The organism is Myceligenerans pegani (assembly GCF_014892515.1).
In the GTDB taxonomy this organism is placed as follows: Bacteria; Actinomycetota; Actinomycetes; order Actinomycetales; family Cellulomonadaceae; genus Myceligenerans; species Myceligenerans pegani.
Genome location: NZ_JADBGR010000096.1, coordinates 99,422 through 125,316 on the forward strand (window position 1 = coordinate 99,422; position 25,895 = coordinate 125,316).

16 protein-coding genes are annotated in these 25,895 nt (G+C 69.9%); 9 read left to right on the top strand and 7 right to left on the bottom strand.

From position 1 onward, the window contains the following. Positions 1-252: 252 nt before the first annotated feature. The 3 genes from IIE03_RS15840 to IIE03_RS15850 all read right to left on the bottom strand — a co-directional run bounded on the left by IIE03_RS15840 (position 253) and on the right by IIE03_RS15850 (position 2,970). On the bottom strand, positions 253-1,329 hold the full coding sequence (locus IIE03_RS15840) for a TIR domain-containing protein (protein ID WP_192863719.1): 1,077 nt from the start codon (positions 1,327-1,329) through the stop codon (positions 253-255). After that, positions 1,326-2,417: an HAD family hydrolase gene (locus IIE03_RS15845; RefSeq protein ID WP_192863720.1), complete on the bottom strand. Its 1,092-nt coding sequence runs from the start codon at positions 2,415-2,417 to the stop codon at positions 1,326-1,328. The genes IIE03_RS15840 and IIE03_RS15845 overlap by 4 nt, the downstream gene beginning before the upstream one ends. A 283-nt stretch (positions 2,418-2,700) precedes the next feature. Beyond that, entirely contained in the window at positions 2,701-2,970 is a 270-nt protein-coding gene (locus IIE03_RS15850; RefSeq protein ID WP_193107586.1) for a hypothetical protein, read from the bottom strand. A 642-nt stretch (positions 2,971-3,612) separates the two neighbouring features. Here IIE03_RS15850 and IIE03_RS15855 point away from each other — a divergent pair. Genes IIE03_RS15855 through IIE03_RS15865 form a run of 3 tightly spaced genes read left to right on the top strand, consistent with a single transcriptional unit; the run spans position 3,613 to position 9,398 of the window. After that, the gene (locus IIE03_RS15855; RefSeq protein ID WP_192863722.1) at positions 3,613-4,254 is read left to right on the top strand and encodes a hypothetical protein; all 642 of its coding nucleotides are present in this window, start codon (positions 3,613-3,615) and stop codon (positions 4,252-4,254) included. Continuing rightward, a complete protein-coding gene (locus tag IIE03_RS15860) occupies positions 4,251-7,625 on the top strand; it encodes an ATP-binding protein (protein ID WP_192863723.1) in 3,375 nt (1,124 codons plus the stop codon). Before IIE03_RS15855 ends, IIE03_RS15860 begins: the two co-directional genes overlap by 4 nt. A 36-nt stretch (positions 7,626-7,661) precedes the next feature. Continuing rightward, positions 7,662-9,398 (top strand): AIPR family protein, encoded by a 1,737-nt coding sequence (locus IIE03_RS15865; protein WP_192863724.1) that lies wholly within the window; start codon positions 7,662-7,664, stop codon positions 9,396-9,398. A gap of 243 nt (positions 9,399-9,641) precedes the next feature. On the opposite strand, the gene IIE03_RS15870 is transcribed toward IIE03_RS15865, so the two are convergent. Beyond that, complete coding sequence (locus IIE03_RS15870) at positions 9,642-9,830, bottom strand: hypothetical protein (RefSeq protein WP_192863725.1); 189 nt, start codon at positions 9,828-9,830, stop codon at positions 9,642-9,644. A gap of 341 nt (positions 9,831-10,171) precedes the next feature. Next, on the bottom strand, positions 10,172-13,021 hold the full coding sequence (locus tag IIE03_RS15875; RefSeq protein WP_192863726.1) for a glycoside hydrolase family 9 protein: 2,850 nt from the start codon (positions 13,019-13,021) through the stop codon (positions 10,172-10,174). Between the two features lie 402 nt (positions 13,022-13,423). Between IIE03_RS15875 and IIE03_RS15880 the strand changes: the two genes are divergently transcribed. Continuing rightward, positions 13,424-15,445 (top strand): HNH endonuclease signature motif containing protein, encoded by a 2,022-nt coding sequence (locus tag IIE03_RS15880; protein ID WP_192863727.1) that lies wholly within the window; start codon positions 13,424-13,426, stop codon positions 15,443-15,445. A gap of 192 nt (positions 15,446-15,637) precedes the next feature. Next, entirely contained in the window at positions 15,638-16,633 is a 996-nt protein-coding gene (locus IIE03_RS26405; protein ID WP_318843018.1) for a L,D-transpeptidase family protein, read from the top strand. 34 nt (positions 16,634-16,667) lie between these two features. Here IIE03_RS26405 and IIE03_RS15890 read toward each other — a convergent pair whose 3' ends face one another. Next, positions 16,668-17,342 carry a haloacid dehalogenase type II gene (locus tag IIE03_RS15890; RefSeq protein WP_192863728.1) on the bottom strand — a complete coding sequence of 225 codons (675 nt, stop codon included), beginning with the start codon at positions 17,340-17,342 and terminating at the stop codon, positions 16,668-16,670. Between the two features lie 153 nt (positions 17,343-17,495). On the opposite strand from IIE03_RS15890, the gene IIE03_RS25970 reads away from it, so the two are divergent. Both IIE03_RS25970 and IIE03_RS15905 read left to right on the top strand, forming a co-directional pair. After that, positions 17,496-21,107, top strand: a complete 3,612-nt coding sequence (locus IIE03_RS25970) for a family 20 glycosylhydrolase (RefSeq protein ID WP_318843019.1) — start codon at positions 17,496-17,498, stop codon at positions 21,105-21,107. Positions 21,108-21,194: 87 nt separating this feature from the next. Continuing rightward, positions 21,195-22,400 carry an alanine racemase gene (locus IIE03_RS15905; RefSeq protein ID WP_192863729.1) on the top strand — a complete coding sequence of 402 codons (1,206 nt, stop codon included), beginning with the start codon at positions 21,195-21,197 and terminating at the stop codon, positions 22,398-22,400. Positions 22,401-22,549: 149 nt separating this feature from the next. On the opposite strand, the gene IIE03_RS15910 is transcribed toward IIE03_RS15905, so the two are convergent. Beyond that, entirely contained in the window at positions 22,550-23,899 is a 1,350-nt protein-coding gene (locus IIE03_RS15910) for an RNA-guided endonuclease InsQ/TnpB family protein (RefSeq protein WP_192863775.1), read from the bottom strand. A gap of 101 nt (positions 23,900-24,000) precedes the next feature. On the opposite strand from IIE03_RS15910, the gene IIE03_RS15915 reads away from it, so the two are divergent. Further along, a complete protein-coding gene (locus IIE03_RS15915; RefSeq protein ID WP_192863730.1) occupies positions 24,001-24,402 on the top strand; it encodes a RidA family protein in 402 nt (133 codons plus the stop codon). Between the two features lie 152 nt (positions 24,403-24,554). Next, positions 24,555-25,871, top strand: a complete 1,317-nt coding sequence (locus IIE03_RS15920; protein ID WP_192863731.1) for an extracellular solute-binding protein — start codon at positions 24,555-24,557, stop codon at positions 25,869-25,871. Positions 25,872-25,895 lie beyond the last annotated feature (24 nt).

A 25,895-nucleotide genomic window follows, 5' to 3' on the forward strand; every position in this document is an offset into this window, starting at 1 on the left:
GTCGGGCTTGTCGGTGGTGCTGAGCCGTTGGAGGCGTTGGACGGCGTGGTGCCGCGCGAACGACTCCTTGAGCCACGGCGCTGCTCGTCGTCACAGGGGCGGTACGGCTCCCGCTGGTGTCGAGGGCCTGGAGTTCGGCCGTGAGCTGCTGGTGGAGGAGCTTGGAGGCGGACTCTTCCTCGCCGATGGTGTCGGCGATGTGTTCGCTGGCCCGCGGTTCGCTCGAATCGCTTGAGTTCTGGGAGTTGGCACTTATTGGTGTAGGCGGGCCAAGAATGCAGCTATTCGTCCGTGACATTCATTAAGGTTTCCCTCATACGTATGATACTCGATGCCTTGTAGATCAGAGGGTACTTCGACATCGCCCTGCACAAGCAAGAGCAAGCGGCTGCGTCCAAGCCTTCCCCACATCCAGCCCACTTCGAGCCAAACATTTTGCCTCGCCCGCGACGACAATGCGCTTGAGCCGTCGAGCGCGCCGACATCGTCGGGTGTTATCAGGGCGATCGCTGCAGTTGCCATAGACCCCGCGCGTTCCCACTTGTACGGCAATGCTTCCGAATCTACTTCAAGCTCATTCATGAGCACTGGCCGGTATCGGTGAATATCGCTCGACAGGACGGTATCGAGCATGTTGCGCAGCGATTGCCAGTCAGGACTGCGGCCATGTACGATAGCAACAGGCGTCTCAGTCAGGATATCCCTGAGAACTCTCTCTACTCCTTCACTCCATGGCGCGAACAGCCTTCGCAGCCGTGCTTCCGTTGGCCTTGAGTGTGCACCATCTTGCTGCCGCGAGAGCCGCAAGCCTTCTTCGAGAAGCTCTCGACCAGCCCCGCCAGAGCCCCCAAGTGGAACCATGATCTTCTGTGCCACACGTGCGACGCGTCCTGCGAGGAACGTGTGGTCTGCCCCACCTAGAATGATGGCGGCATCGCACTCGCCAATTGCCGCAAAGTGTCGACTAAAGCGAAGCCGGCCGGGTGCAGTTACAAAGCTAATGAACTCGCCATACTGAGATATCAGCTCATTGAATGCCGCATCGCTCCCTTCGCCATACTGTGTGTCCGCCTGGTCGGGTCCAAAAAGCACGATGGTCAGCTCGGAACCTGACGGGGGGCGCGAACTGTCGGCCGATGCTTTCAGAAATCCCTCCGCAACGAAACTGTCGAGGGTTCGCTCTGTATTGGAGGTAATGATAAGGCGGTGCCCCAAGGTGGAAAGCAGTCGACCGATGGCCCGGCCAGTCGTAGCGAACTCGGATAGCGAGCCAGTGCATTCGAATCCGGATCGCCCCGAATACCACCCCCCAAATACGGTGACCTTCATGGGATGTCGAGGAGTGGAACGTTCCGGACGAAGGGCATTTTGGGAATATCGTCCAGGCATTCAAGGCGTTCACTGCCGGCGGAATTCCCCTGGAGGTGGAAGACTTTTCTGGCTCCAGCGGCCAGAGCGGCCGTCACGCCGGAGATTGAATCTTCAACGACGATGCAATCTCTCGGTTTGACCAGGAGCGCCTCCATTCCCGCCAGGTACGGGGCCGGGTCTGGCTTCGCTCGGCCGACATCGTCGGCCGAGATGAGGACGTCAAATTCGGAGGGTTCGTAGCGTGCAGACCTCAAAGCCGTCTCGCACTCAAACGCGGTAGATGAGGTCACCACGCCGACCAGTATCGATGAGTGACGAAGGTGACTGATCACCTCTGGGCCACCAGCAATTGGCGGCACGGTCTCGGATAGAAGTTCTGCGTATCTGGCGTGGAAGCGTTTGACGTAGTCATCACTCGACTGCGCCCTGCCTGACTCCGACATGATTTGGCCTGCGATTGAACTAAGAGACTGACCGACAAGCTCGCTAAAGTCAGTTGTGCCCTTGATGCCTATATCCTCGGCTACGAGGGCATGAGCACGCGCCTTCAACGGTTCGGTGTCCACAAGAACTCCGTCGAGGTCGAATAGGATGGCGAAATGCGGAGCAGATAATATTGGAGCGTTTCCCGCGGTGGGCGCACCCGCGTCGTAGTGTTTTTTTCTAGATCCCTTAATCCCGAGCAGCATGTCAATCTTGTTCTTGATTGCGCTGCGCCTCACATTGGTGAGGAAGAGAGACCTGGACAAGGTGAAGTACTCCCGCTTGCCATCAGCGCTCCAGTCGAGTTCTCGTAGGCGTGATTCGGCCAGCCAAAGTCGGCGGTTAGTTGCTTGCAGTGCGGCAACAAACGCGTCAAGTACTGGGCGCTGACTCTGCGCCATGGAGCCCACAACAGTGCCTTCTAGCGGGTGGAGAAGTTCGAGCCGGCGCAAAGCTTCCGACTGTGTTTCCTGATCGGGATGGCGGGTAGCGATCAGCGTCTCGATGGCTATCCGGTCAATGAGCTCTGCGGGGCTAATCTCGTACATAAGTCGATCTGTCATGAGGGGAACCTACCGTATAGTCGAAGGTAGATGGATGTGGCGAGGGTGGTAGTACTCATTCGAAAAAGAATCTGACTCAATAAGGGACATGCCAGGATCGCTGAAGTCTTGCACGTCACCTCCGGCGCAGCGGTGCAACGGTCCGGCGTCCCTGTGCTGAGGCAGTACGGGTACTGCAGGGCGCATCGAGCACTCGCGGGTAGCTGTCTACGAGATCTGCGCTGCTGATAGTGGACACACGTGCGTCGACTGGCGACTGAACCTGGCCGGGGTTGTGCACTGGTCAGCCCTGCCGTCTTGCGGTGGCGGGCAAGCCGAAGCGGTCGGCTTCGCCGCGAAGCGGGCTCTCGCGGCCGAGATAGTCGAGGCCTGCGCGATTGGTGGCATGACCTCGCAACATTGCGTTGCCCCCTCGTCGATTGACCACATCATCGCAGATCAGAGCGGCTTTGACCAGATCTTGTGCCGATCTCACCCATTCCTGCGCACGGCGGAGGCGCAGCATCTGAACCTGCTCTGAGACAGCGCGATTCAGCGGCGCAGGTCGGGTCATGAGCTGGTCAGATCGTGATCTGTGAGGATGGCGTGCCGTTGCACGGCGGCGCTCGTTCTACTCGCGCTGCCAGCGACGATAGTGGCCGCATGGGCTCATCAGCCTCGGCTGCGCCGTCCGTCTCGACACTCCCAACGCCGTCGCGATCTGCTCCTGAGTCAGCGCGCTTTCGTGGAGCCGGACAGCTTTCTCTGCCTGCGCCGGCGTGAACTCAGATCCACGCGTTTGCACGCCCCTTGCGCTTCAAGATCCGGCTCTCCCGCTTGCGGTCGATGCCGAACTGGTTGCCCAGCTTGTATACCGTCGCGCCGCCCGGTACCCCTCACCGCTCCCGTACCTGCTCATCGCTGAGTGGCTTCACCCGTCGAGGAGCAGCCGGTCGCTCAGCCGCCGCCCGAGCAACCCCGGGTCCACTCGACGGTGGGCGGCGTGTGCCCTTTCGGGCCACGCCGTCTCGTCATGTCTTGTGGTGGCGGAGCACTCACGCCTCGCCAGCGGGGCCTCCTTCCCCGGTGCCCTGTGCAAGTGGGGTCGCACTCCTTGCGCTCCTGCGTGGTGAGCTCGGCTGTCGTTGCGGGTGAAGTTGCGTCACCGGCTGCAGGAGTGCTGCCTCTCATGTCGGAATCTGGGTACATTTGCAGCATGGCGGACTCCCAGCTGAACCTGCCGGAACGGTCGGCGCTGCTAGCGCTGATGACGCTGACTCGGGAGGTGTCGAATGCGGATCTCGCCGCGGAGTTGGGCGTCACGATCGAGAAAAGGGTTCGGGAGCGCCTGGTCGAACTGGGATACATCAGGGCGTGGCAGGCCGGGCGGTACCGGGCGTGGATGCACGAACTCACGGACGTAGGGTGGCGGCGCTGCGGCGAGGAACTGAGCAGCTCACCGCCGGCACGTGCGTCGAAGCAGGCGCGCTTGCAGTACGGGCTGACCGGCCGACTCGCTGCCTACATGGCTCGGAACGACCTACAGGTCGCGGATATCTTCGGCCTGGAGGATGGGCCCGCGGCCGTTGCGCCCGACGACGTCGCCAGGCGAATCCGTTCCGTGTATGCAACGTTGGCCCGCGAGCCGGGGGGCTGGGTCGGCCTGGCTCGTCTCCGGGACGCTCTCGACGACGTTCCGCGTGCCGACCTGGACGCGGCCCTGTTCGACCTGGTGCTCGAACCCGAGGTGCTGTTGGACCCTGAGTTCAACCAGAAGACGCTGACCGCCGCCGACCGAGCGGCCGCGCTGCGCATGGGCGGCGAGGACATGCACCTGATCTCCATCGGGCGGTCATGAGGGAGCGGGAACGCGAGGTGCTGAAAGGGCTGGCCAGCGCGAGCTGGGCGGTCAGCAAGGACGGCATCTGGGAGGATCCCCGGACGCACATCGCCGGGATCAACGGCCCGGCGTTCGGCACGGTCATGAGCGGTTTCGACGCGGCCAAGGCCAGTTCCGGGGAGAGCCCGACGGGCGTGGTCGTCACCGGGCGGCCGGGTTCGGGCAAGAGCCACCTCGTCTCCGCCGTGAGGTCGAAGTCCATCGCCGCGGGTGGCTACTTCTTCGCCCTTGACCTGCGCCACGAGCGGCAGTTCTGGCCGAAGCTCACCGAAGACGTGCTCAGCTGCCTGCTACGGCCGCTCAAGAACGGGCCCACCCAGGCCGAGACGCTGCGGTCGCGGCTGTCCCGGGCGCTCGATCTGCCCGAACCCTTGCACCGCCAACTTGTCGGGCCGGACCGGATCACCCGATCAGGGCTCGACGGGATCGTCGACGCCCTGGGCGACAAGGACCCGCAGCTGGCGTTCGAGTGCGGACACACCCTGCGAGCCTTGGTACTGCTGCTCGCTACACGCTCCGTCGCGGCCAGGGAGCTGGCCCGTGCCTATCTGACGTCCGAAGAAGAACAGGTGACCGGCGAGCGGGCGGAATGGGGTATGCGAGCCAGGTCGCGGTCGGCGCACGAGACGGTCGGCGAACTCTTCAAGCTCATCGCGCTCACCGGACCGAGTGTGATCGCTCTGGACCAGATCGACACGCTGGTGCAGCAATCGGATCGGCCGACGGGGAGCGCAGCACCCGAGGTACAGCACGAGACGGCCGTGGGTTCCGCGGACTCCGACTCCCTGGAATCGCTGCGGATGAAGAAGTTCGAGGAGGTCGGCAGCGGGCTCATGGAACTGCGCGAGGTCACTCGCCGGTCGCTGGTTCTCGTCGCCTGCATGGACTCGGTCTGGGAGGGAATCGAGCGTCACGCCCTTGGGTCCGTCGCGCAACGCTTCCGCCGCGCCCAGCAGTTGAAGTTCCTCCCGTCGCCCGAGATCGCGCTGACCCTGATCGAGCGGCGGTTTGCGCTTGCGTTCGGTCAGCTCAACTTCACTCCTCCCTATGCGAGCTGGCCGATTCACCCGGACGCGTTCAGGGACGCCGTGCATTTCACCGCTCGTGGCCTCATCCGCCGGGTCGACGATCACCTTCAGGAGTGCCTGAATTCGGACCAGGTCACCGAGCTGATGAGCCTGGCAGCGCCGGCCGCGGAGCAGATTCCGGAGCGCACGCCGGGGCAGCCCTCGTCGGGCGATGAGACCGCGTTCGCCGCGATGGATCGCAAACTGGCCGATCTGATGCAGAACGATGCGGCACTCGTCGCGAACGTGGCCGAAGCGTTCGATGCGAAGCGCGAGGACGAACGGATGCCGCAGCTCATGCGTTCGGCTCTGACCTCGTGGGTCGAGGAACAGGGTGAAGCGCGCACCCAGTACCGGGTCCCGCACGAGACGATGGCCGCCGGCAATCCCGCCCTGCACGGCGAACTCCACCACATCGTGGACGAGGACACCGAGGACCGGATCGACCGGTCGTTCCGCGCGATCGCCTGGTCGAACGGGAACGCGGTGATCAAGAGGGTCAAGCGAGTCCTGAACTACACGGGTCTCGACCCGGAGGTGTCGAAGCGCAAGGCCTATCTCCTGCGCACCGGCGACTGGTCCAGCGGCCCAAAGACCAGACAGATGGTCCAGGAGTTCACGGACGCCGGCGGGATCGTGATCGACCTTCCACGCGTCGACATCGAGACGGACCTGCGCACGTTCGCGGCGCTGGAGCGACTGTCGGCCACCGAACCGTCCGACGAGTTCCGCACGTGGCTCCTGAACCGGAAACCCGCCGGTCGCACGGGAATCCTACGGCGGGTCTTCGGGGATCCGCGGGACGACGGCGGCGTGCGTGCTCCGGAGCCCGGACCACCGGCGCCCGCGCAGTCAGGGGACAGGTCGACTCCCGTGGCGGGTCACGTCGCGTCCGCGCAGGTCGTGGTCGGCGAGACCATTCCCGCGCAGGCGACGTCGGGCGACGCGGCGACGGGCGAGTCGTCGTCGGGTGAAGACGTGGAGAATCGTCCGCCGTCGGACATGAACGGGGAGCACCATCCGTCGTCGGACCCCGTGATGCTCGACATCGGGACCGTGATGGACACGGGCGCGCCCGTGTCCATCGCTCTGGAGTCCCTGCGAAAGCACACGGCGATCTTCGCGGGGTCCGGATCCGGCAAGACCGTGCTCATCCGGAGGCTGGTCGAGGAGTGCGCGCTGCGGGGCGTGTCGGCCATCGTGCTGGATCCCAACAACGACCTGGCCCGGCTCGGGGACGCGTGGCCACAACCGCCGAATGGCTGGGGACCCCATGACACGGAACGAGCAGAGGACTACCTGAGCAACACCGACGTCGTCGTGTGGACGCCTCGCAGGGAAGCGGGGCGTCCGCTGACGTTCCACCCACTGCCCGATTTTTCCGCCGTCGTCGACGACCCGGACGAGTTCCTCCAGGCCATCGACACCGCCGTTGACGCCCTCGCGCCACGTGCTCGTGTCAACGGGTCCACCGTAAAGGCCGACCTGCACCGGGCCGTCCTCAAGGAGGCGCTCCGGCACTTCGCCCGGAGAACCCGGGGAGGGCTCGGCGCCTTTCTGGACATGCTCGGCGACCTGCCCGACGGCGTCACGAAACTCGCCAACGCCCGCCAGATGGCCGCGGACATGGCGCAGACCCTGCGTGCGGCGATGATCAACGACCCGATGTTCGGCGAATCAGGCGAGCCGGTGGACCCCGGCATGCTGCTCAACCCGCCGGAGGGCAGGCGTGCCCGGATCTCCGTGATCAGCCTGGTCGGCCTGCCCACGGAGGAGCAGCGGCAGAGCTTCGTGAATCAGCTCCAGATGGCGCTGTTCGCATGGATCAAACGCAACCCGGCCGGGGACCGGCCGCTGGGTGGTCTTCTCGTCATGGACGAGGCGCAGACCATCGCTCCGTCCGGGGCGCTGACGGCCAGCACGTCGAGCACGCTCGCGCTGGCGTCGCAGGCGCGCAAGTACGGGCTGGGCCTGGTCTTCGCGACGCAGGCACCGCGCGGCATTCACAACCGGATCGCCGGGAACGCCGCCACGCAGTTCTTCGGGTTCCTCAACAGCCCGGCTCAGATCGCCGCGGTGAAGGAGATGGCGGCCGCGAAGGGCAGCGTCGTGCCGGACATCTCCCGGCTCCGCGCCGGCCAGTTCTACTCCGTGGCCGAAGGGCTGACGTTCCAGAGGATTCGTACGCCCAACTGCCTGAGCCATCACCCACCCAGCCCGCTCACCGTCGAAGAGGTCGTCGAACGTGCCCGGCAGGACTGACGTCCGCCGCAGAAGAAGTGGAGAAGTCGACCTGCCATGGAGACAGTGATCCAGAGCCTCCTCGAAGCGTTCCAGACGGACCAGGGTCTGAGCGGACGGCCGCAGGACGAGGCTTTCGAGGTCTTCGCGACCTTCTGCGTGCTCAACACGTTCTGCAACGACACCTTCGATCCGGACACCTACCGCACCGGTGGGGGCAACGACCTCGGCATCGACGCCTACGCGGTGGTGATCGAGGGGCAGATGTACCGGGAGCCGGACGACGTCCGGGCGGCGATGCAGGCCAGCAAGCAGCCGCGGGTGCAGTTCGTGATCATCCAGGCCAAGACCAGTAGCAGGTTCGAGGGCAAGGTGATCTCGGACCTCGCGGAGAACCTCAGCCACCTCTGCGGACCCGACCAGGAACTGCCGTACGAGGTGTCCGACGAGGTGAGCGGCCTGCGCGAATGCGTCGAGGTCGTGTTCGACGATCCCGTCCGCCTGGCCGGTCGGCTCCCGGAGCTGCACGTCCGCTACGTGACCACCGGCGATCAGATCGCGAAGATGATCACGCAGAAGGCGCGCTCGGCCGAGAAGGCCTTGGGGCGGCTCAACCGGTTCGAGACGGTCGACGTGCGCTGCGTGAACTGGCGCGAGCTGCGCACGCTGTACGGGCGGGCGCTCAGCACCGTCCGAGTGACCGTGCCGATGCCGAGGCAGTTCCCGCTTCCGGAGGCGCCCGGGGTCAAGCAGTCCTTCGTCGGGCTGATCTCCGCTCCGACACTGGTGAGCGAGATGCTGGTCGACGACGCGGGAAATCTGCGCCAGCAGCTTTTCGAGAGCAACGTCCGAGCCTTCCAGGGCTACAACGCCGTCAACACCGGCATCCGGGAAACGCTGCGGGACCCGGTCAAGCGGCAGCGGTTCGCGGTGATGAACAACGGCATCACGATCGTGGCCCGCGAGATGAAGCTGGTCGGAGAGAAATTCGTCCTGGACGACTTCCAGATCGTCAACGGGTGCCAGACCTGTCACGTCCTGTTCCACGAACGCGATCAGCTCACCGATGAGGTCTTCGTCAGCGTCCACATCGTGCACTCGACCGATGAGGACGTCATCCAGGGCATCGTGGCCGCGACCAACCAGCAGACCCCGGTCAGCGACGAGGACCTGGCCGCGCGCGAGGACTTCCACAAGGGGTTGGAGGACCATTTCGCGCTCGGCAGGACGACGAAGGAACACCGGCTGTTCTACGAGCGCCGCGCGAAACAGTACAGCGGCAACAAGGACGTGGAGCAGACCCGCGTGATCAGCCGCGGCCAGCTCAGCCGCGCGTATCTGGCCATGTTCCTGGACGAACCAGCGCGCGTCGGCCGCTATCAGGAACTGATCAAGGCGCGTGGCAAGGAACTGTTCGTGGCGGGGCAGCCGCAGGTCCTTTACTACACGGCCGCGGTGACCTGGTACCGGCTGGAGTGGCTGATCCGCAACCAGCACATCGCCCGCGGCTACCGGCCCGCGCAGCATCACCTGATGGCGCTCATCAGGGAGCGCCTGATCGGTCCGATCCGCAAGCTGCCCGGCAACGACCGCGCGGCGGAGAAGCTGTGCGTCCCGATCCTGGAGGTGATGTGGGACGAGGCCAAGGCCGAGAAGCTCGTCAACGAGCTGCTGCCCGCCGTGCAACGAGCCATCGATGCCGAGAAGAAGGCCGGCGTGCCGCTGAGCCAAGCCGTCCGGACGACCCGCTTCGCCGAGCGGGCCCGGCGCGAGCTGAACGGCGCGCGTCGCTGAGCGCCTAAGATGGGCGTCTGGTCCGATGACGGATCTGACCCCAGCAGCGCCTCGACGCTCTCGCAAAGGCCGTGGTCACCCAGGACCTGGGGGCGGAGCCCTCACGCCCCGTCCCGGGGTACGCCCCGGGACCCCCGCCATGGCGGGCTTCTCGTGGGGTGTTCCTGCTTCGTTTCTCGTGGGGTGTTGCCTACTTACGGGGGCGGGGCTTCCTGTGCGCCGGGCGGGGCGGCCGGGACTCAGTCACTTCCTCGACAGGTCGACCAGGGGGACGGTGAACTCCCGCTTGCGCAGGAGGCCGGGGGACTCCACCACCGCCTCCATTCCGGTCCAGCCGCGCCGGATCGTCTTCACCACACCCTCGGATCCGCGCTCCGTGCTGGATGGTCCGGTGACCCGCACCTCGGCGCCCGTGGCGATCGCGTCGCCCATAGCGTTCTTCTCTCTGTTGTTGCTCCGGCCGGACTGATGCGCGTGACCGGTGTCGTGCGGTCAGCGGCCCGGCTCGATGGGTGAAGGAGAGCCTGCCAGCGAGGAAAGAATGCCGTCAAGAACAATTGAGATGTTGCTGTTGGACGCGTGTCCAGCATTTGTGTTCATACATTTCTGACGCAGGGGCCACCCATTCCGTAGATCCTGGACGTGCCCTGGTCAGCGTCGTGTTGCGCCTCGTTTCCCCGGCGCAACCGCGCCCGGGAGCGGCCGCGCCGCCCCGCTCCGCGAGGCTGCGGAGCGGGGCGACGCGGGGGAGCGGACGGCGCGGCCGGCCGGTGTCACTCCATCGTGCAGGGCGTGCCGTTGAGCAGGATGGCGCTCGGCGCGACCGGGCTTCCCGTGCCGATGAAACCGAAGGTCCAGGTCACGCCCGGCGCGATGTCCGGGGCCCATCCGGGCGCCACGACGGTCACCGCCGAGCCGGCCTGCGTCGCCGTCCCGCTCCACGACTGCGAGATCGTCTCGCCGTTCGTGAACTCCCAGGTGACGACCGCGTCCTCGACGGTCTCGGTCCCCGTGTTCGTGACCGAGACCTCGGCCTGGAAGCCGCTGTCCCACTGATTGACGACCGTGTACGACGCCGTGCAGGAGATCGCGCCCGGGTCGGGGGCCTGGGCGGTGGTGAAGGTCGCCACCCCACTGGCCTGCGAGGCGTTACCCGCGTGGTCGGTGGCGACGACGGCGACCTCGTAGCTCGTCTCCGGGTCCAGGCCGGTGAGCGCGTGTGCCGCGGTGGCGGTGGTGGCCACGACAGCTCCGTCGAGAAGCACGTCGTACGAGGCGACGCCGGATCCGTCGTCGGTGGACGCGGCCCACGTCAGCATGGCGCCGTTGGCTGTGATGTCGCTCGCGACCGGGGTGCCGGGCGCCGTGGGCGCGGTCGTGTCGGGCGCCGGTGCCTCGGCCGTGGTGAAGGACGTCGTGGCGCTGGGGTCCGACGTGTTGCCGGCGTGGTCGGTGGCGACCACGGCGACCTCGTAGGTGGTCTCGGCGTCCAGCCCGGTGAGGGTGTAGGCGGGGGTCGTCGTGGTGGCGACGACGGCGCCGTCGAGGAGCACGTCGTACGAGGCGACCCCGGATCGGTCGTCGTCGGACGCGGTCCAGGTCAGGGTCGCGCCGTAGGCGGTGACGTCGTCGGCCACGGGGGTGCCCGGCGTCGTGGGCGACGTCGTGTCGGGTTCGACCGGGCCGGGCTCCGAGCCCCACAGCCTCTCGGATCCTTCGTACAGCGTGATCCGGTCGTTCTTGCCCAGGTCGGGCCCGATGCCCACGTACGACCAGTCGTTGCTCGGGTCCCACACGTCCGCGCTCACCCGGAACTGGATCTCGCGGCGGTGCTGCGACTGCCCGCCCGGGTACACCGGCGAACCGGAGCAGTCGATCTCCACGTAGTACTGGTCGCCGCCCGCATGCCCGACGGTCGCCGCGCCGTCCGGGCACTCGGTGTAGTTCGTCGAGGCCCGGACCGTGGACGCGTCGGCGCCGGCGTCGAGGGTGAACCAGTAGCGCACCCGCACGTCGTCGAGCACGCGCGCGGGGAACGCCGACCGGTTGCGCACCATGGCCTTGATCTCCGTGAACTGGGTCCCCGGCTGGTTGAGGCTCGACTCGACGAAGAACTCGTCCTGATCGGGCGTCTCCGGCTGGGGGAAGTTCGCGAGCGGCGTGCCGCCGTACTCGTCGACCAGGTGGGCGAGGGCGGAGGTGAAGCCCGCGTTGTAGTCCGTGGCGACCTCGTTCGACACGTAGTCCGACCGTTCGTCGGTGTACGAGTCGTCGGGGGAGCCGGGGCCGCCGACGAGAGCGCCGTAGAGCGTGTGCCGTGTCTCGGCCGGATCGCTCAGGGAATCGAGCCACGATCCGTGGGCGGTGCGATGGTGCGGATCCTGCGGCGGGTTCTCGCCGTACCCGACGACGTACGACGAGCCCCGCGGGTTGTCGCCGAGGGCGTAGTCGATCTGGTTCACGCCGAAGTCGTGGTAGGCCTGTGCACGCGTCGTGTCACCCTGCTGGGCGAGCCAGTCGCCGTAGGTCAGGGCGACGAACGCCGTGTTCGCGGCGTAGCGCAGCGAGCCCCACGTGTCGAGGTGCGCCTGGCCGCCGGGGGAGTAGGTCACCCGTTCGCCGTTGTATCCGGTGGTCCAGTAGTCGAGCCACCGGTTCGCGTCGTCGACGTACCGCTGGTCGCCGGTCGCCTGCGCCAGCAGCGCGTACGAGCCGTAGGACTTGTCGTCCCATGCCACCGTCCAGCGGTAGGCGCGGGTGTCGGTCTGCGGCTCGGTCCCCAGGTGGTCGTACTCCGCCTCCGCCTTCGCGAGGTAGGACGCGTCGCCCGTGGCCTCGTAGAGCCAGTAGGCACCCCAGACCAGTTCGTCCTGGTAGCCGGACCACGAGTTGTAGTAGCTCCCGGCGGGGACGCAGTCGGAGTACTCGCCCCGGTAGGTGTCCGCGAAGTCGTAGAGCTGCTCGGCGTGGGTGACCAGTTCGGCGGCGTAGGCGGGGTCGGAGTCGGCGAACACGATGGACGACGCCGCCATCGCGGCCGCCGTCTCGCCCGCGACGTCGCTGCCCGGGCAGGACGCGTCGACCTTGTACGCCGGGCGTTCCATCTGCATGGCCTCCGCCGGCCCCCACCACCGGTGGTCGGCCTCGCCGTCGCCCACCTGCGCGTAGAGCACGTTCGGTTCCGGGTGCGCCCTGATGAAGTAGTCGTTCACCCAGCGCAGCGAGCCCAGGAGCTCGTCCTTCTGGCCCGACGCCGTGTAACCGCCCGGGCTCTCGATGGCGCCCCACGCGAGCATCGTCGCCGAGAACGCCATCGGCAGGCCGAACTTCACGTGGTCGCCCGCGTCGTACCAGCCGCCCGTCAGGTCGAGTCCGACGTCGGCGCCGTCGTCCATCCCGGAGTCCCCGCGCCAGTTGACCCGGAAGTCGTCGGGCAGGTCGCCGGAACGCTGGGCGTCGTAGAAGAACAGCGACTTCTGCAGGACCTCGGCGTAGTTGTGGTCGCCGGCCGCGGATGCCGCCGGGGCGACGCCGGTGGCACCGGCGGCGAGCAGGGCGCAGGTCGCCGTGAGCGCGGTGGTTCGGGCCGCCGCGCGCCGTCGTGCGGGGGTACGTGGATGCATGGCTACCTCTCGGATCCGCCCGCGTCCGCGTTGACGCAGGCCCGGTCCGATACTTTCGCCAGCCGTCCGGGCGGGCGGCAGGGGCCGAAACGTTTAGCGGTGCGGAGCGGGCGACGAACATGCCGGTCTTCGTAGGACGCACGGGTGCCGCGCGCGGGCCGCACGGGCGCCCGCTGGGTGCGGCCCGGCTCGTCGCGTGGCGTCGGCAGTGCGGCCCGGCCGCCGCGCGGATCGGCGGTGCGCGGACCGGCCCCTCGGGCGGATCGGCAGGGCTGGCCACGGCAGGGCTGGCCACAGGAAGCTGCTGCGACATGGCTTCGCATGGCGCAGGTTGTCCACAGATTTTGGGAATCCTCACATGTGCGGATGCGTGTACGAATCTATGGTGCGAGAATAGATTTCATGATGCTTCGTCGGGTAAGCCTGCTGTGGAGCGGCGTGGACGCCGCTCGGGGTGGTGCTGCGCCCGCAAGCGGCGGGGCGTTGGACATCGCGTCCGACGGCGGCCGTGGCTCGCAGATCTCGGCCGTGCGGGCCGTTGCCGGCGGGGCCGAATCGGTAGCGCTGGCCGCGATGACCGGCCGCCCGGCCGATCCGGCGGAGCGCGTCGCGGCCCTGGTCGCCACGCCCGACGCCCCGACGCTGGAGGATCTGGCTCGCGCGGTGGACGACGTGGCGGAGGCCGAGGCGCGGGTGGCTGCGATGTCGGGGCGCATGGTGACAGCCATCGAGCGCGCCCGCCGTATCGCCGAGCAGGTGTCCCGTGACGCGCTGGTCGACACCGAGGCGGCGGCCAAGGCGACCCGTGCGCAGGGCCGGCGGGGCACACTGGCCGAGTGGGTGGAGAACCTGGCCCGGCGCGGCCTGGCGGCGGAGCTGGGTGCGGTGATGCAGGTGGCCGGTCAGTCGGCGGCCGGGCTGCTGACCGACGCCGAGATCCTCGCCTCGACAGGGGCACGGGTGCTCGACGAGTTGCTGGACGGACGCATCTCCCTGGCCCATGCCCGAGCGATGGCTTCCCAGCTCGCGGGCTTGGACGCCGAGGTCGCCGACAAGGTGACCGACGAGGTGATGAACCCCGCCGTGGCCGAGGATCCCGAGCAGGTGGACGGCCCGCTGTCCCCGCCCGCGCCGGTGTTCACCGGCGGTGTGCTCTCCCCCGGCCAGGTGCGTCGTCGTGCCCGCACGGCTCGGGAGAGGCACCATCGTGAGCCGGTGGACGTGCGGTGTCAGAAGGCGGCCGACCGCAGGTTCGTGCGTCTGGAGGATGTCGGCGACGGCATGGCCTACCTCGAGGCATTCCTGCCTGCGGTGACCGCTCACGCGATCGACGATCGGCTGCGAGCCACGGCGCGGCACGCACGCCGGCACAGCGACCCGCGCACGAGCGCCCAACTGCGCGCGGACGCCCTGTCCGGTCTGCTCCTCGCGGAGACATCCGGTCCTGAAACGCCTGGCCCCACGCCGGCCTGCCCCACGTCTGTCGGCCCCACGTCTGTCGGCCCCACGCCGACCGGATCGTCGGCCGGATCGACGTCGGCCAGGCTCGGATCGTCCGCCGTCGAGGAGTCCGGCTCGGGGGAGTCCGGCTCGGAGCCGTCCGGTCCTGAGTCGGCCTGCCCGGAGACGGTCTGCCGTGACGCAGGCGATGGGTGCGCTGAGGTGACCGGCGAGGGCGTGCCCGCGGACACGCCGGCGACCGACGATGCGCTGGTCTGCCGTGTCCACGACCACCACCACGACAGCGACGGCGATGCGGAGGGTGCGGTCGGCGACGAGGCACGTCACGGCCCGGGGGCATCCGGTCACGTCCTCGACCCCGATGGACGAGCCGGCTGCCTGCCGCTGGTGCCACTGGCGCGGTCGATCCGCCCCGTGGTGCACGTCACCGTGCCGTTGCTGCGCATCGCCGGCCTCCTGGACCACGGAGAGCTCGACCCGGCCGCCGGGCCGGCGATGCTGGACGGGCAGGTCCCCGTCGACGACGAGACCGCCGCTCGACTGTTCGCTCAGGCGCCCAGCCTGCGGCGTCTGCTGACGCACCCCGAGACCGGCGCGGTGGTCTCGGTCGGCAGGGACTCCTACGTGGTGCCGGCCGACCTGCGCGAGTACCTCAGGATCCGCGACGTGACCTGTCGCTGGCCGGGATGCGGCGCGCGTGCCGAGCGCTGCGACGTCGACCATGCCACCGACTGGGCTCACGGGGGCCGCACCGACCACGACAACCTGGTGCACCTGTGCCGTACCCACCACATCACGAAGCACCAGACCCGCTGGACCTCAGATCTTGCCGCGGACGGCACCATCACCTGGACCAGCCCGACCGGCCGCCGATACACCACTCACCCGCAAGCACATTTCACAGCCGCCAACGGGACCGACCACAACGGAGACGGCCGCGTCCCGGCGGTCACGGTCCGGTGACGATCCGTCGTTGCCGCGCAACGGACCGGATGCCCCGGCCGTCTCCTCCCATGAAGAACGGCACGGGTGAGCTTGCTGAACAGGGGCGGCACAGGTCGCGGTGCGAGACGACGGCATGATGGCCGGGGCCGGGACCGCGGCCCCGTACGACTGCGGAGCCGCCATACGGGAGGAACGGGAATGGACGACGGCGTGAGACGCAAGATGACGATCGGCACCCTGGGTGTGGTGGCCGTCGCTGCCGCCCTGGTCACGGCCAGCGGTAGCGAGGCGCGCGAGACCCGGGCGGAGGCATCCGGCACGCCGTCGGCGACCAGCGGCACCGAGCGATCGGATGGCGTCATGTCGGCCGCGGGGCTGACCCCGGCGGATCTGGAGACGGCGCTGGACGCGCGCCGCGCCGCCGAGCGAGAGCGGGTTGCCGAGCGTCGCGCCGACGCCGCGAGGGCTGCCGAGGAGGCGAGGGCCCGGGCGGAAGCGAAGGCAGCGGCTCAGGCCCGGGCAGAGACGGAGGCCAGAGCTGAAGCCAGAGCGGAGGCCAGGGCCGAGGCCGAGGCGAAGGCGAGGGCCGAGGCGGAGCGGGAGGCCCGTCTGGCCGAGATCACCCCCGGCGAGCAGGGCGAGCACGTGGCAGAGCTGCAGGAGCGCCTGCGGCAGCTCGGCTACCAGGTCACGTCGGCGGACGGCGTGTACGGGGCGGAGACCTGGCAGGGGGTGGTCGCCCTCCAGAAGGTCGCCGGCCTGGGCCGCGACGGAGTGGTCGGACCGGCCACCAGGAAGGCTCTCGACAACGGCGTGGTGCCGGTCTCCCGCCATGGCGGCACCGGCATCGAGGTGGACCTGGGCCGGCAGGTGCTGCTCGTCGTCGAGAACGGCAAGGTGATCCGGACGTTCAACGCGTCGTCGGGCAACGGGGAGAGCTACGAGGCGCTGGGCGCCCGCTACGTGGCCCATACACCGAGCGGCAGCTACGCCGTGTACCGGCAGGTGGACGGGATCCGGGAGTCGTCCCTCGACCTCGGCAGCCTGTACCGGCCGAAGTACTTCACCGGCGGTATCGCAGTGCACGGCTCGCCGTCGATCCCTGCCTACCCGGCCTCGCACGGCTGCATCCGCGTGTCCAACGCCGCGATGGACTGGATCTGGTCCTGGGGCGCGCCCATCGGCACCCCTGTCCACGTGTACTGACTGCGAGGGCCGGGCTGTGCGAGGCCGGTCCGCCTCAATCGATCGGCAGCTCCAGGAGCCCCTCGACCGTCTCGACCAGGTCGTGTCCGACGACGTCCGGGGCCGCGAAGACGTCCGGGAACCGGTCGTCGAGGCGGGCCACCCAACCCGTGGCGAGTCCGGCCCGGTGGGCGCCGTGAACGTCCCAGGCGTGCGCCGCGACCAGGGCGAGCCGCCCCGGCTCGACTCCCGTGGCGCGTACCGCGTGGCGGTAGATCTCCGGGGCGGGCTTCCACCGCCGCACGTCGTCGACCGAGAGGACCTGCTCGATGTCGTCGTCGACACCGCCACGGCGCAGGAGCCGGATGGTGTTCTCCGCCGACCCGTTCGTCAGGGTCACCAGCCGGACGCCGGCGTCTCGCGCGAGGCGGACCGCGGGCAGGACGTCGGGGTGGGGATCGAGCTCGGCGAACCCCGCGAGGACGGCACCGGCCGCGTCGTCGTCCAGCGCGGACCCCGTGGCCGACCGCAGGGCGCCGGCCGCGACGTCGCCGAACGGGCGGTAGCCGCCGCCGGCCGCGAGGGCGAAGCCGTCCCGCAGCAGGCGCGAGAAGAACAGCTCCAGCACGTGGCCGGGCTGCCCGGCGTCGATCAGCCGCCGGCGGATCGGCTCGAGCGGGAACATCGTCTCGATGACGTCGAACGCGATGACCCGGGGACGTCTCGCCATGCCACGATCCTTCCGCCGCGGTGCCCGCCGGGCAAGCGCGAGGGCCGCCGGCAGCGCCGCAGATCGGACACCGAACGCCTACCAGGTCAGGCGTGTTCGTGCGCGGGCACGGCCCGGATCGCGTCGAGCGAGTCGGCGCTAGGGTTGCACTCCGTGACCGATGTTCGTCCCGGGCTCGTGCCCGCACCCGTGTCGCTGGAGACCGGGAGCGGTACCGTCACGCTCGGCGACGGCGCGCGGGTCGCCGCGGACGCGGTCCTCCGGCCCGCCGCGCGATGGTGGCGAGGGGTCACGGAGGCGGCGTTCGGGATCGAACTCGTGCCCGACGACGGCGCCGCGGGCGAGCCGGAGGTGCGCTTCGCTCATGCCCGGGATGTGCCGCCGGGAGGCTACCGGCTGAGGATCGTCGCCGTCGCCGAGCCGGTCAGGGCTGCCTCGGCCGCTCCGGGCGCGCCGAGCGACTCCGCCGAGCCTCTCGCAGGTGTCGCCGGGCACTCCCGGAGGTCGGGCCGGGTGCGGATCGAGGCTGCCGACCTCGATGGCGCGCATGCCGCGACGCAGACGCTGCGGCAGTTGGCCGGACCGGGGGCGTTCCGCCGGGCGCCCGTCCGTCGCGCCGCCGGAGAACCCGGCCTCCCGGCGCCGTCGGGCACCGTGGAACTCCCGGCCGCCACGGTCACCGACCACCCCCGCTTCGGCTGGCGCGGCGTCCTCCTCGACGTCGCGCGACACTTCCTGCCCAAGCACGACGTGCTGCGGTTCGTCGACCTCGCCGCGATGCACAAGCTCAACGTGCTCCAGCTCCACCTCACCGACGACCAGGGCTGGCGGTTCGAGGTGCGCCGCTACCCCGAGCTGACGCAGGCCGGGTCGTGGCGCGCCGAGTCCACCGTGGGTACGTGGCGCACCGGGGCCGGTGACGGCACTCCGCACGGCGGCTTCTACACGCAGGACGACCTGCGCGAGATCGTGGGCTACGCGCGCGAGCGCGGGGTCACCGTCGTCCCCGAGATCGACGTGCCCGGGCACGTCGAGGCCGCGGCTGCCGCCTACCCGTTCCTCGGGACCCGCAAGGACCGGCGCGGAGCCCGCACCACCTGGGGCATCAGCGAGGACGTGCTCGACCCGTCCGACGAGTCGCTGTCGTTCTTCCGGCACGTGCTGGACGAGGTCGCCGAGGTCTTCGACGCGCCGTGGATCCATCTCGGCGGCGACGAGGTCCCGACCGACCGCTGGGAACGCTCACCGGCGGTCCGCGACCGGGCCGCCGCGCTCGGCCTCACGCGGCCGGATGGCGTGCCCGATGTCGCGCGCCTGCACGGCTGGTTCGTCGCACGGCTGGCCGATCACGTGCGGTCCCTCGGGCGGCGGCCGATCGCCTGGGACGAGGCGTTCGGTCCCGATCTGCCGCGCGACGTCGTGGTCATGGCCTGGCGGTCGAGCAGCCCGGGCGTCGCGTCGCGCGCGGCCGCGGCCGGGCACGACGTCGTCGTCGCGCCCGAGGCCGCGTGGTACCTGGACCATCGCGGCGGCGATCACCCCGGTGAGCCGGTCCCGGTCGGCTTCCTGCGCGCGGTCGAGGACGTCCTGGCATACGAGCCGTGCGCCTTCGTCCCCGCTCCGCCGGGCACGACGAGAACGTTGTTGCAGAGTTCCGGGCCAACGCCGGTGTCGTGCTCGACCGCAGGCCGGGCGCCGCACGACCGGCTGCTCGGCGGGCAGGCCCAGGTGTGGACCGAGCACCTGGACTCCGCGCGCCGCGTCGACTACGCCGCGTTCCCGCGGCTCGCGGCGATCGCCGAGGTGCTCTGGTCACCGGCGGCCGACCGCGCGCCCGGGACGCCGTCGTCGGCCGAGTTCCTCGATCGGCTGGCCGGGCACCACCTGCCGCGGCTCGACGCCTACGGCGTCGAGTACCGGCCGCTCGACGGCCCGCACCCCTGGCAGCGGCGGCCGGGCGTGCGGGGCGCGCCCCGGGACCTGGCCCGGGAGATGGCGGAGGCACGCGAGGCCGAGACCAGGCTGCACGGCGCGGAGGCGGGGGCGCTCGCGGAGATCGTGGTGCACCCGCGAGGGGCGGCAGGTCCGGACCTGCCGACCGCGTCAGGTACGACGACGGCGGACGGCGTGGCGTCGGGGCGCGCGGCGGCACGCTCGTTTCGGACCGGTCCCGCCACGCGCGCGGGGGAGGTCGCCGTCGTCCGCGGCGCGCGGCTGCCGCTGCCGGACGGGTCGCTGTCCGAGCCCGTCGACCTCCACCTCGCCGACGGGCGGGTCGGGCTGGTGACGCAGGCCGGCGCCGCGCCGGGTAGCGCGGCCTCCGGTAGCCAGGCGCCCCGCGACGGTCGTGTGCTCGACGCCGGCGGCCGGGTCGCCCTGCCCGGCCTGATCGACGCGCACTCGCACGCCGAAGGAGTCGTGTTCGACCCCGACGCCCAGCACGCGCTCCTGCGGCAGGGCGTCACGACGGTGGTGACCGGGCAGGACGGCGTCTCGTACGCCCCCGGCGACGGGACCTGGCCCGCCGGGTACTTCGCGGCGATCCTCGGCGAGCACCCCGCCTACCACGGCCCCCGCGTCCGCGACCTCCTGGCCTGCTACGACGGCACCGTCCCGGTGAACGTCGCCTACCTCGCCCCGCACGGCACGATCCGGCACGAGGTGCTCGGCGACAACCCGAAGCGCGCCACCAAGAAGGACCTCGCGCGCATGCGCGCGCTCCTGCGCCAGGCGCTGGACGACGGCGCCTGCGGGCTCTCCACCGGCCTCGAGTACGTTCCCGGCGGGTACGCCGACGAGCGGGAACTGGTGTCGGTCGCCGAGGTCGTCGCGAAGCGCGGGCTGCCGCACGTCAGCCACATGCGCGGGTACGAGGACAAGGCCGGCGACGGATTCGCGGAACTGGTGCGGATCGCGCGGGCGTCCGGGGCCGCCACCCACGTGTCGCACTACCACGGGCCCGCGGCCGAACTCGCGGGCTACGTCGACGAGGCACGGACCGAGGGTCTCGACGTCACCTTCGACTCCTACCCCTACCTGCGGGGATGCTCGATCCTCTCGATGGTGTCGCTGCCGTCCTGGCTGCCGCTCGCGGACCCCGAGGCCACGGTGACCGCCCTGCGGGACCCGGCGGTGGTCGCGCGGCTGCGGCGCGAGCACTTCGCCGGGCTGGCCGAGCTCTGGCCGCGGATCACGTTCGCGTCGGTCCCCGAGCACGGGCACCGCAACCTCACCTGGGCGGAGGGGCGCACGCTGCCCGACGTCGCCGGGCTCCTGGGCCTCGACCCCGCCGGCGCCGTGATCGAGATCCTCGTCGCGACCGGCCTGCGTGCCACGTGCGTGTTCGCGCAGCCGCCCACGAACTCCGCGGAGTCGGTGCGGGCGCTCGCGAACCATGCGGCGCACCTGGGTGGGTCCGACGCGATCTACCTGGGCGGACGCCCGCATCCGCGCGGCTGGGGCGCGTTCGCGCGGATGCTCGCCGAGCGCGTGCGGTCGGGCGACTGGTCGTGGCACGACGCCGCGGAACACCTGTCCGGCCGCGCGGCCCGCCGGTTCGGCTTCGCCGGGCGCGGCACGCTCGCCGCCGGTTCCGTGGCCGATGTCGTCCTCGTCGACCCCGACACGCTTCGCGACCGCGCCACCTACGACCTGCCGCGCGTGGTCGCGTCGGGCATCGACGACGTCCTGGTCCGCGGCGTCCCGGTGCTCTCGGACGGCCACCTGACGGCAGCGACCCCGGGCCGCCCGGTACGGCCCGGGTGATCGGGCACAGTACTTCTCGGGCGGCGACCTGACGCGAGCGCCCCCGGGGCGTCCGGTGCGGCGTGGTTGATCCGGCACAATCTCCCCGTGCGCATCGACGACTTCTCGCTGTCCTGGCCCTTGCTCACCGTCGACCGGGCGGCCCTCGAGCACAACATCGCCTGCGTGGCCGACGTGTTCTCGGAGGCGGGCGTGGAGTTCGCGCCCCACGTCAAGACGCACATGTCCACCGGGATCTACCGGCGTCAGGCGGCGGCCGGGACCTGGGGCGCCACGGTGGCGACCCCCGCTCAGCTCCGGGAGGTCGTGTGGTGGGGCAAGGTGGGCCTGCGCGCCCGAGTGCTGCTGGCGAACGAACTCACCGACCCGCGCGAGGCCCGGTGGCTGCGCGCCGCGCTGGACGCGGGCGACGTCGAGGAGGTCTGGGTCTACGTCGACTCGCCGGACGGCGTGGCGCTCCTGGACGCGGCGTTCGCCGAGGCCGTGTTCCCCGAGCGGCTCGGCGTGCTCGTCGAGGTCGGCGTCCAGGGCGGCCGCAGCGGGGTGCGCTCGATCGCGCAGGTCGCGGCGCTGGCCCGGGAGGTGACTCGCGCGGGGCTGCGGCTCGTCGGCGTCGCCGGGTACGAGGGCCCCGTGGCGGGCGGGACGAGCGACGCCGAGCTCGAGGCGGTGGCCGGCTGGTGCGCGGACCTGCGCGCGGCGGGCGCCCGGGTCGCCGGGCTCGTGCCCGGCGAGGTGGTGCTCAGCGCGGGCGGCAGCGCGTTCGCCGACGTCGTGCTGCGCGAGCTGACCAGGCCGCTGACCGACCCGGCCGGGGCGGCCGTGGCGACCCGCGTGGTGCTGCGCTCGGGCGCCTACGTCGCCCACGACCACGGCCACTACCTGCGCGCCGACCCGTGGCGCCGGCTGGGCGCCGGCCCGCTGCGCCCGGCGCTGACGGTGTGGGGCCAGGTGCTGTCGATGCCGGAACCCGGACTGGTCATCTGCTCGGTGGGGCGTCGCGACGCGTCGTCGGACATCGACCTGCCGACGCCGCTCACCGTCCGTACCGTGGACGACGGCGGTCGTCTCGGCAAGGCACGCGACCTGCCGGAGGGCTGGGGCGAGGTCACCGCGCTCAACGACCAGCACACGTTCGTCCGGGTTGCCCCGGAGGCGGCGAGGCAGATCCGCCCGGGCGATGTCGTCGGGTTCGGCATCTCCCACCCGTGCACCACGTTCCAGCTCTACCGCACGGCGTACCTGGTCGACGGCGACGAGATCGTCGAGCCACTGCAGCTGGCGTTCCACTGACAACATGTCTGGGAACTCCGTGTAGGGTTCCCGGGCACCGCCCTTCTCGGGCGTCCGGCAGTTCAGGCCGCGGGTGCGGTCAGGCTGCCGGTTCCCACGTCATCCAGGCTCGTTTCACCCGCACCAGGGTGTGGGTCAGTGCGTTCCTGTCAGTGGGCATTGGTGACGGGGCCGGCTGTTTGACGGTCCCCGGCGGCCCGGACCCCACCACCGGTGTTGTGGGCCCAGGCGGCGAGATTCACCGCAGCATTCAGATCACGATCGATCGCGTGCCCGCAGGCGTCGCAGACGAATTCCCGCTCGGCGAGCGTGAGTGACTGCTTCACGGTGTGGCAGGCGGAGCACGTCTTGGACGACGGGAACCAGCGATTCGCTATCGCAACCTGTCCGCCACGCCAGGCCTGCTTGTACCCGACCTGGCGGGCGAGCTCGCCCCATGCGGCGTCCGAGATCGCGCGCGACAGCCTGCGGTTCTTGATCATGCCTGCGATGTTCAGGTCCTCCAGGACCAGCCGGTCGTGGTTATTGACCAGCCGATTGGAGACCTGATGCAGCGCATACTGCCTGCGGTTGCGGATGCGTTGGTGTTCCCGCGCCAGGCGGGTACGGGCCTTCTTCTGGTTGCTGGATCCCTTCTTCTTCCTGGATACCGCACGCGACAGCAGCCGGATCCGCGGCAACCCGTTGGCCAGCGTCTTGGCGGGCTTGACCCGCAGCGTCACGACACCGTCAGAGGTGGCGGCCACGACGGCATCCTTCAGTCCGCGGTCGACTCCCACCCAACCGGAGTCATCGTCATCGGTGCGCGGCCGGTGTCGAGTCTCGGGGTGGAAGTCGGCGGCCTCGACCGTGACAGAGATCCACCACCGGCCCCGCACACCGCGCGAGACTGTCGCGTACAGGATGCGGGCGCGCTGCTTGGCGATCATCCGCCGCAATCGGCGCGTGTCCTCCCGCACGCGGATCGTGCCGAGCTTCGGCAACGACACCGACCTGGGTGAGCTGTCACCTACGCGGATCGATGAGCGACCCGTCCGAGAGCGCTGGTTACGGATCCGGAACGACCCGGACGTGGCGTTCTTCTTCTTGAACCTCGGGTGTCCTACTCGCCGCCCGATACGCTTGCCCGCACGAGAGGCCGTCCACGCCTTCAACGCCCGACCCAGATCGACCGCCGCCTCCTCGAACACCAGCGAGCACACCTGCCCCCGCCACGCCAGCCCGGTCACCTCCACCTGGGTACCACCTCGGGAGTCGACGACGAACCGGCGCCCTGCCGCCTCCGACCGTTTCCACCTATTGAACGTGTTGATCAGGCTGAAGCCCGACCACGGCACACTGCCAAGACCATCGGCGTGGTGCCGGCGACGTCGGGCTGCCAGGTGCAGTTCCAGGCACGTGTTGAACGCGAACCTGGCCGCACCCACATGCCGGGCAAGCGCCACCTGCTGCTCGACCGTCGGATCGAGGGACCACCGGAACGCCACATGCCTAGCCATGCAAGAACTGTAGTTCGCTGCTCTGCACGGCGCATGCCGAAGCCGCAACCGGCCGAACCGCCAACAGGCGAGTTCACAAACACTCTCTGAGAGGAGATCCCATGACCAAGCAGGCGATCCGTACCGACTCCGCCCCCGCACCCGCCGCCAGCTACGGCCAGGGCGTGCGCAAGGGCCCGTTCGTCCAGGTGAGCGGGCAGGGCCCGGTGGACCCGGCGACGGGGGAGTACCTGTACCCGGGCGACGTCGCCGCCCAGACCACCCGCACGCTGGAGAACGTGGCCGCGATCGTGGAGGCGTCGGGCGGGACGTTCGACGACGTCGTCATGCTGCGCGTGTACCTCACCTCGCGGGACGACTTCGCCGCGATGAACGAGGCGTACGCGGCGTTCGTGGCGGAGCACTGCCCGTCGGGCGTGCTACCCGGCCGCACCACCGTCATGGTGGGCCTCCCGCGCGCGGAGATGCTGGTGGAGATCGACGCCCTGGCGATCACGGACTGAGGGCGAGGGGGTGAAGTCCGGCCCCGTCCCGCCGTGACGGCTGGACTTCGCGCGCTCGACCCGGTTCAGTAGGGGACCTAACTTACGGGTCGGCGCACAGGGGAGCCGACGCCGGCCGCCGTGGCGCGGCCGGCCCGTCGGGAGGTCCCCACATGAAGAAGAAGATCTGTCTCCTGGTCGCCGCCACGGCGGCGGTGTCCATCCTCGTGGGCTGCTCGCCCGGAGCCGCGGGCGGCGAGCCGAGCGCGTCGGAGGGCCGGGATCCCACCACGGTCCGGGTGTGGCTGGCCGGTCAGGACACGCCGCAGGCGGCGATCGACCACCTGACCGAGACGTTCGCCGAGCGGCATCCGGACGTGGAGCTGCTGGTGGAGCGGCAGTCGTGGAGCGGACTCGTCGAGGTGTTGACCGATCGCCTGAGCGGCGGCTCGCACCGCGTGGTGCCCGACGTCGTCGAGATGGGCAACACGCAGGTGGCGGCGCTCGACGCCGGGGGTCTGCTCGCGGCGATCACGCCGGAGCAGTACGAGGAGCTGGGCGGCGACGACCTGCTGCCCGGGTTCGTGGAGGCCGGCACCTACGACGGCGTGCTCTACGCGCTGCCCTACTACGCCGGCTCGCGGGTGATCTTCTACTCCGAGCAGCTGCTCGGGGACCGCCCCGTACCGGAGACGCTCGACGAGCTGGTCGACACGGCCGTCGAGATGCGGACGGGCGAGTTCTCGGGTATGTGGATGCCCGGGCGTGACTGGTACAGCGCGCTGCCGTTCATCTGGGAGAACGGCGGGTACGTGGCCCGGCAGCGCGACGACGGCACGTGGGACGCGGGCTTCTCCTCGCCCGGCGGGATCAGGGGCATGGAGCAGGTGCAACGGCTGATGACGTCGGCCTCGAACGCCCCGGCCGGGGACGACGGCACGAATCTGGTGGTGCCGTTCTGCGCGGGGATCGCGGGTTTCGTCTCGGCGCCGACCTGGTTGCGGTGGGAGATCCAGGCGCCGGAGGAGCCCGAGGGCGACGGGGCGCCGGGCTGCGCCTCGACCTACGGGAAGGACCTGAGGGCGATCCCGCTGCCGGGCAGCGAACCGGGCGAGGTGGCGCCCGTGTTCGCGGGCGGGTCGAACATCGCGATGGCCGAGGAGTCCGCGAACCCCGAGCTCGCGTACGAGGTCATGCGGATCATGCTCGGCGACGGGTACCAGACGATCCTCGCCGAGAACGGCCTGATCCCGGGACGCCGGTCGCTGGCGGACGCGGTGGACCAGTCCGACCCGATCGCCGCTGCCGGGGTCGCCGCCGCCCAGCGCGCGCGCCTGACCCCCGCCACGCCGAAGTGGGGCGACATCGAGGATCACGGGATCATCCCGGCGGCCTTCGCCCGGCTCGCCTCCGGGGCGGACCCCGCGCAGGTCGCGAAGGACCTCGACGCGCAGATCGAGTCGATGCTCAACTGGCGCCTCGACGGGTGACGTCAGGTAACGGTCAGGTAACGG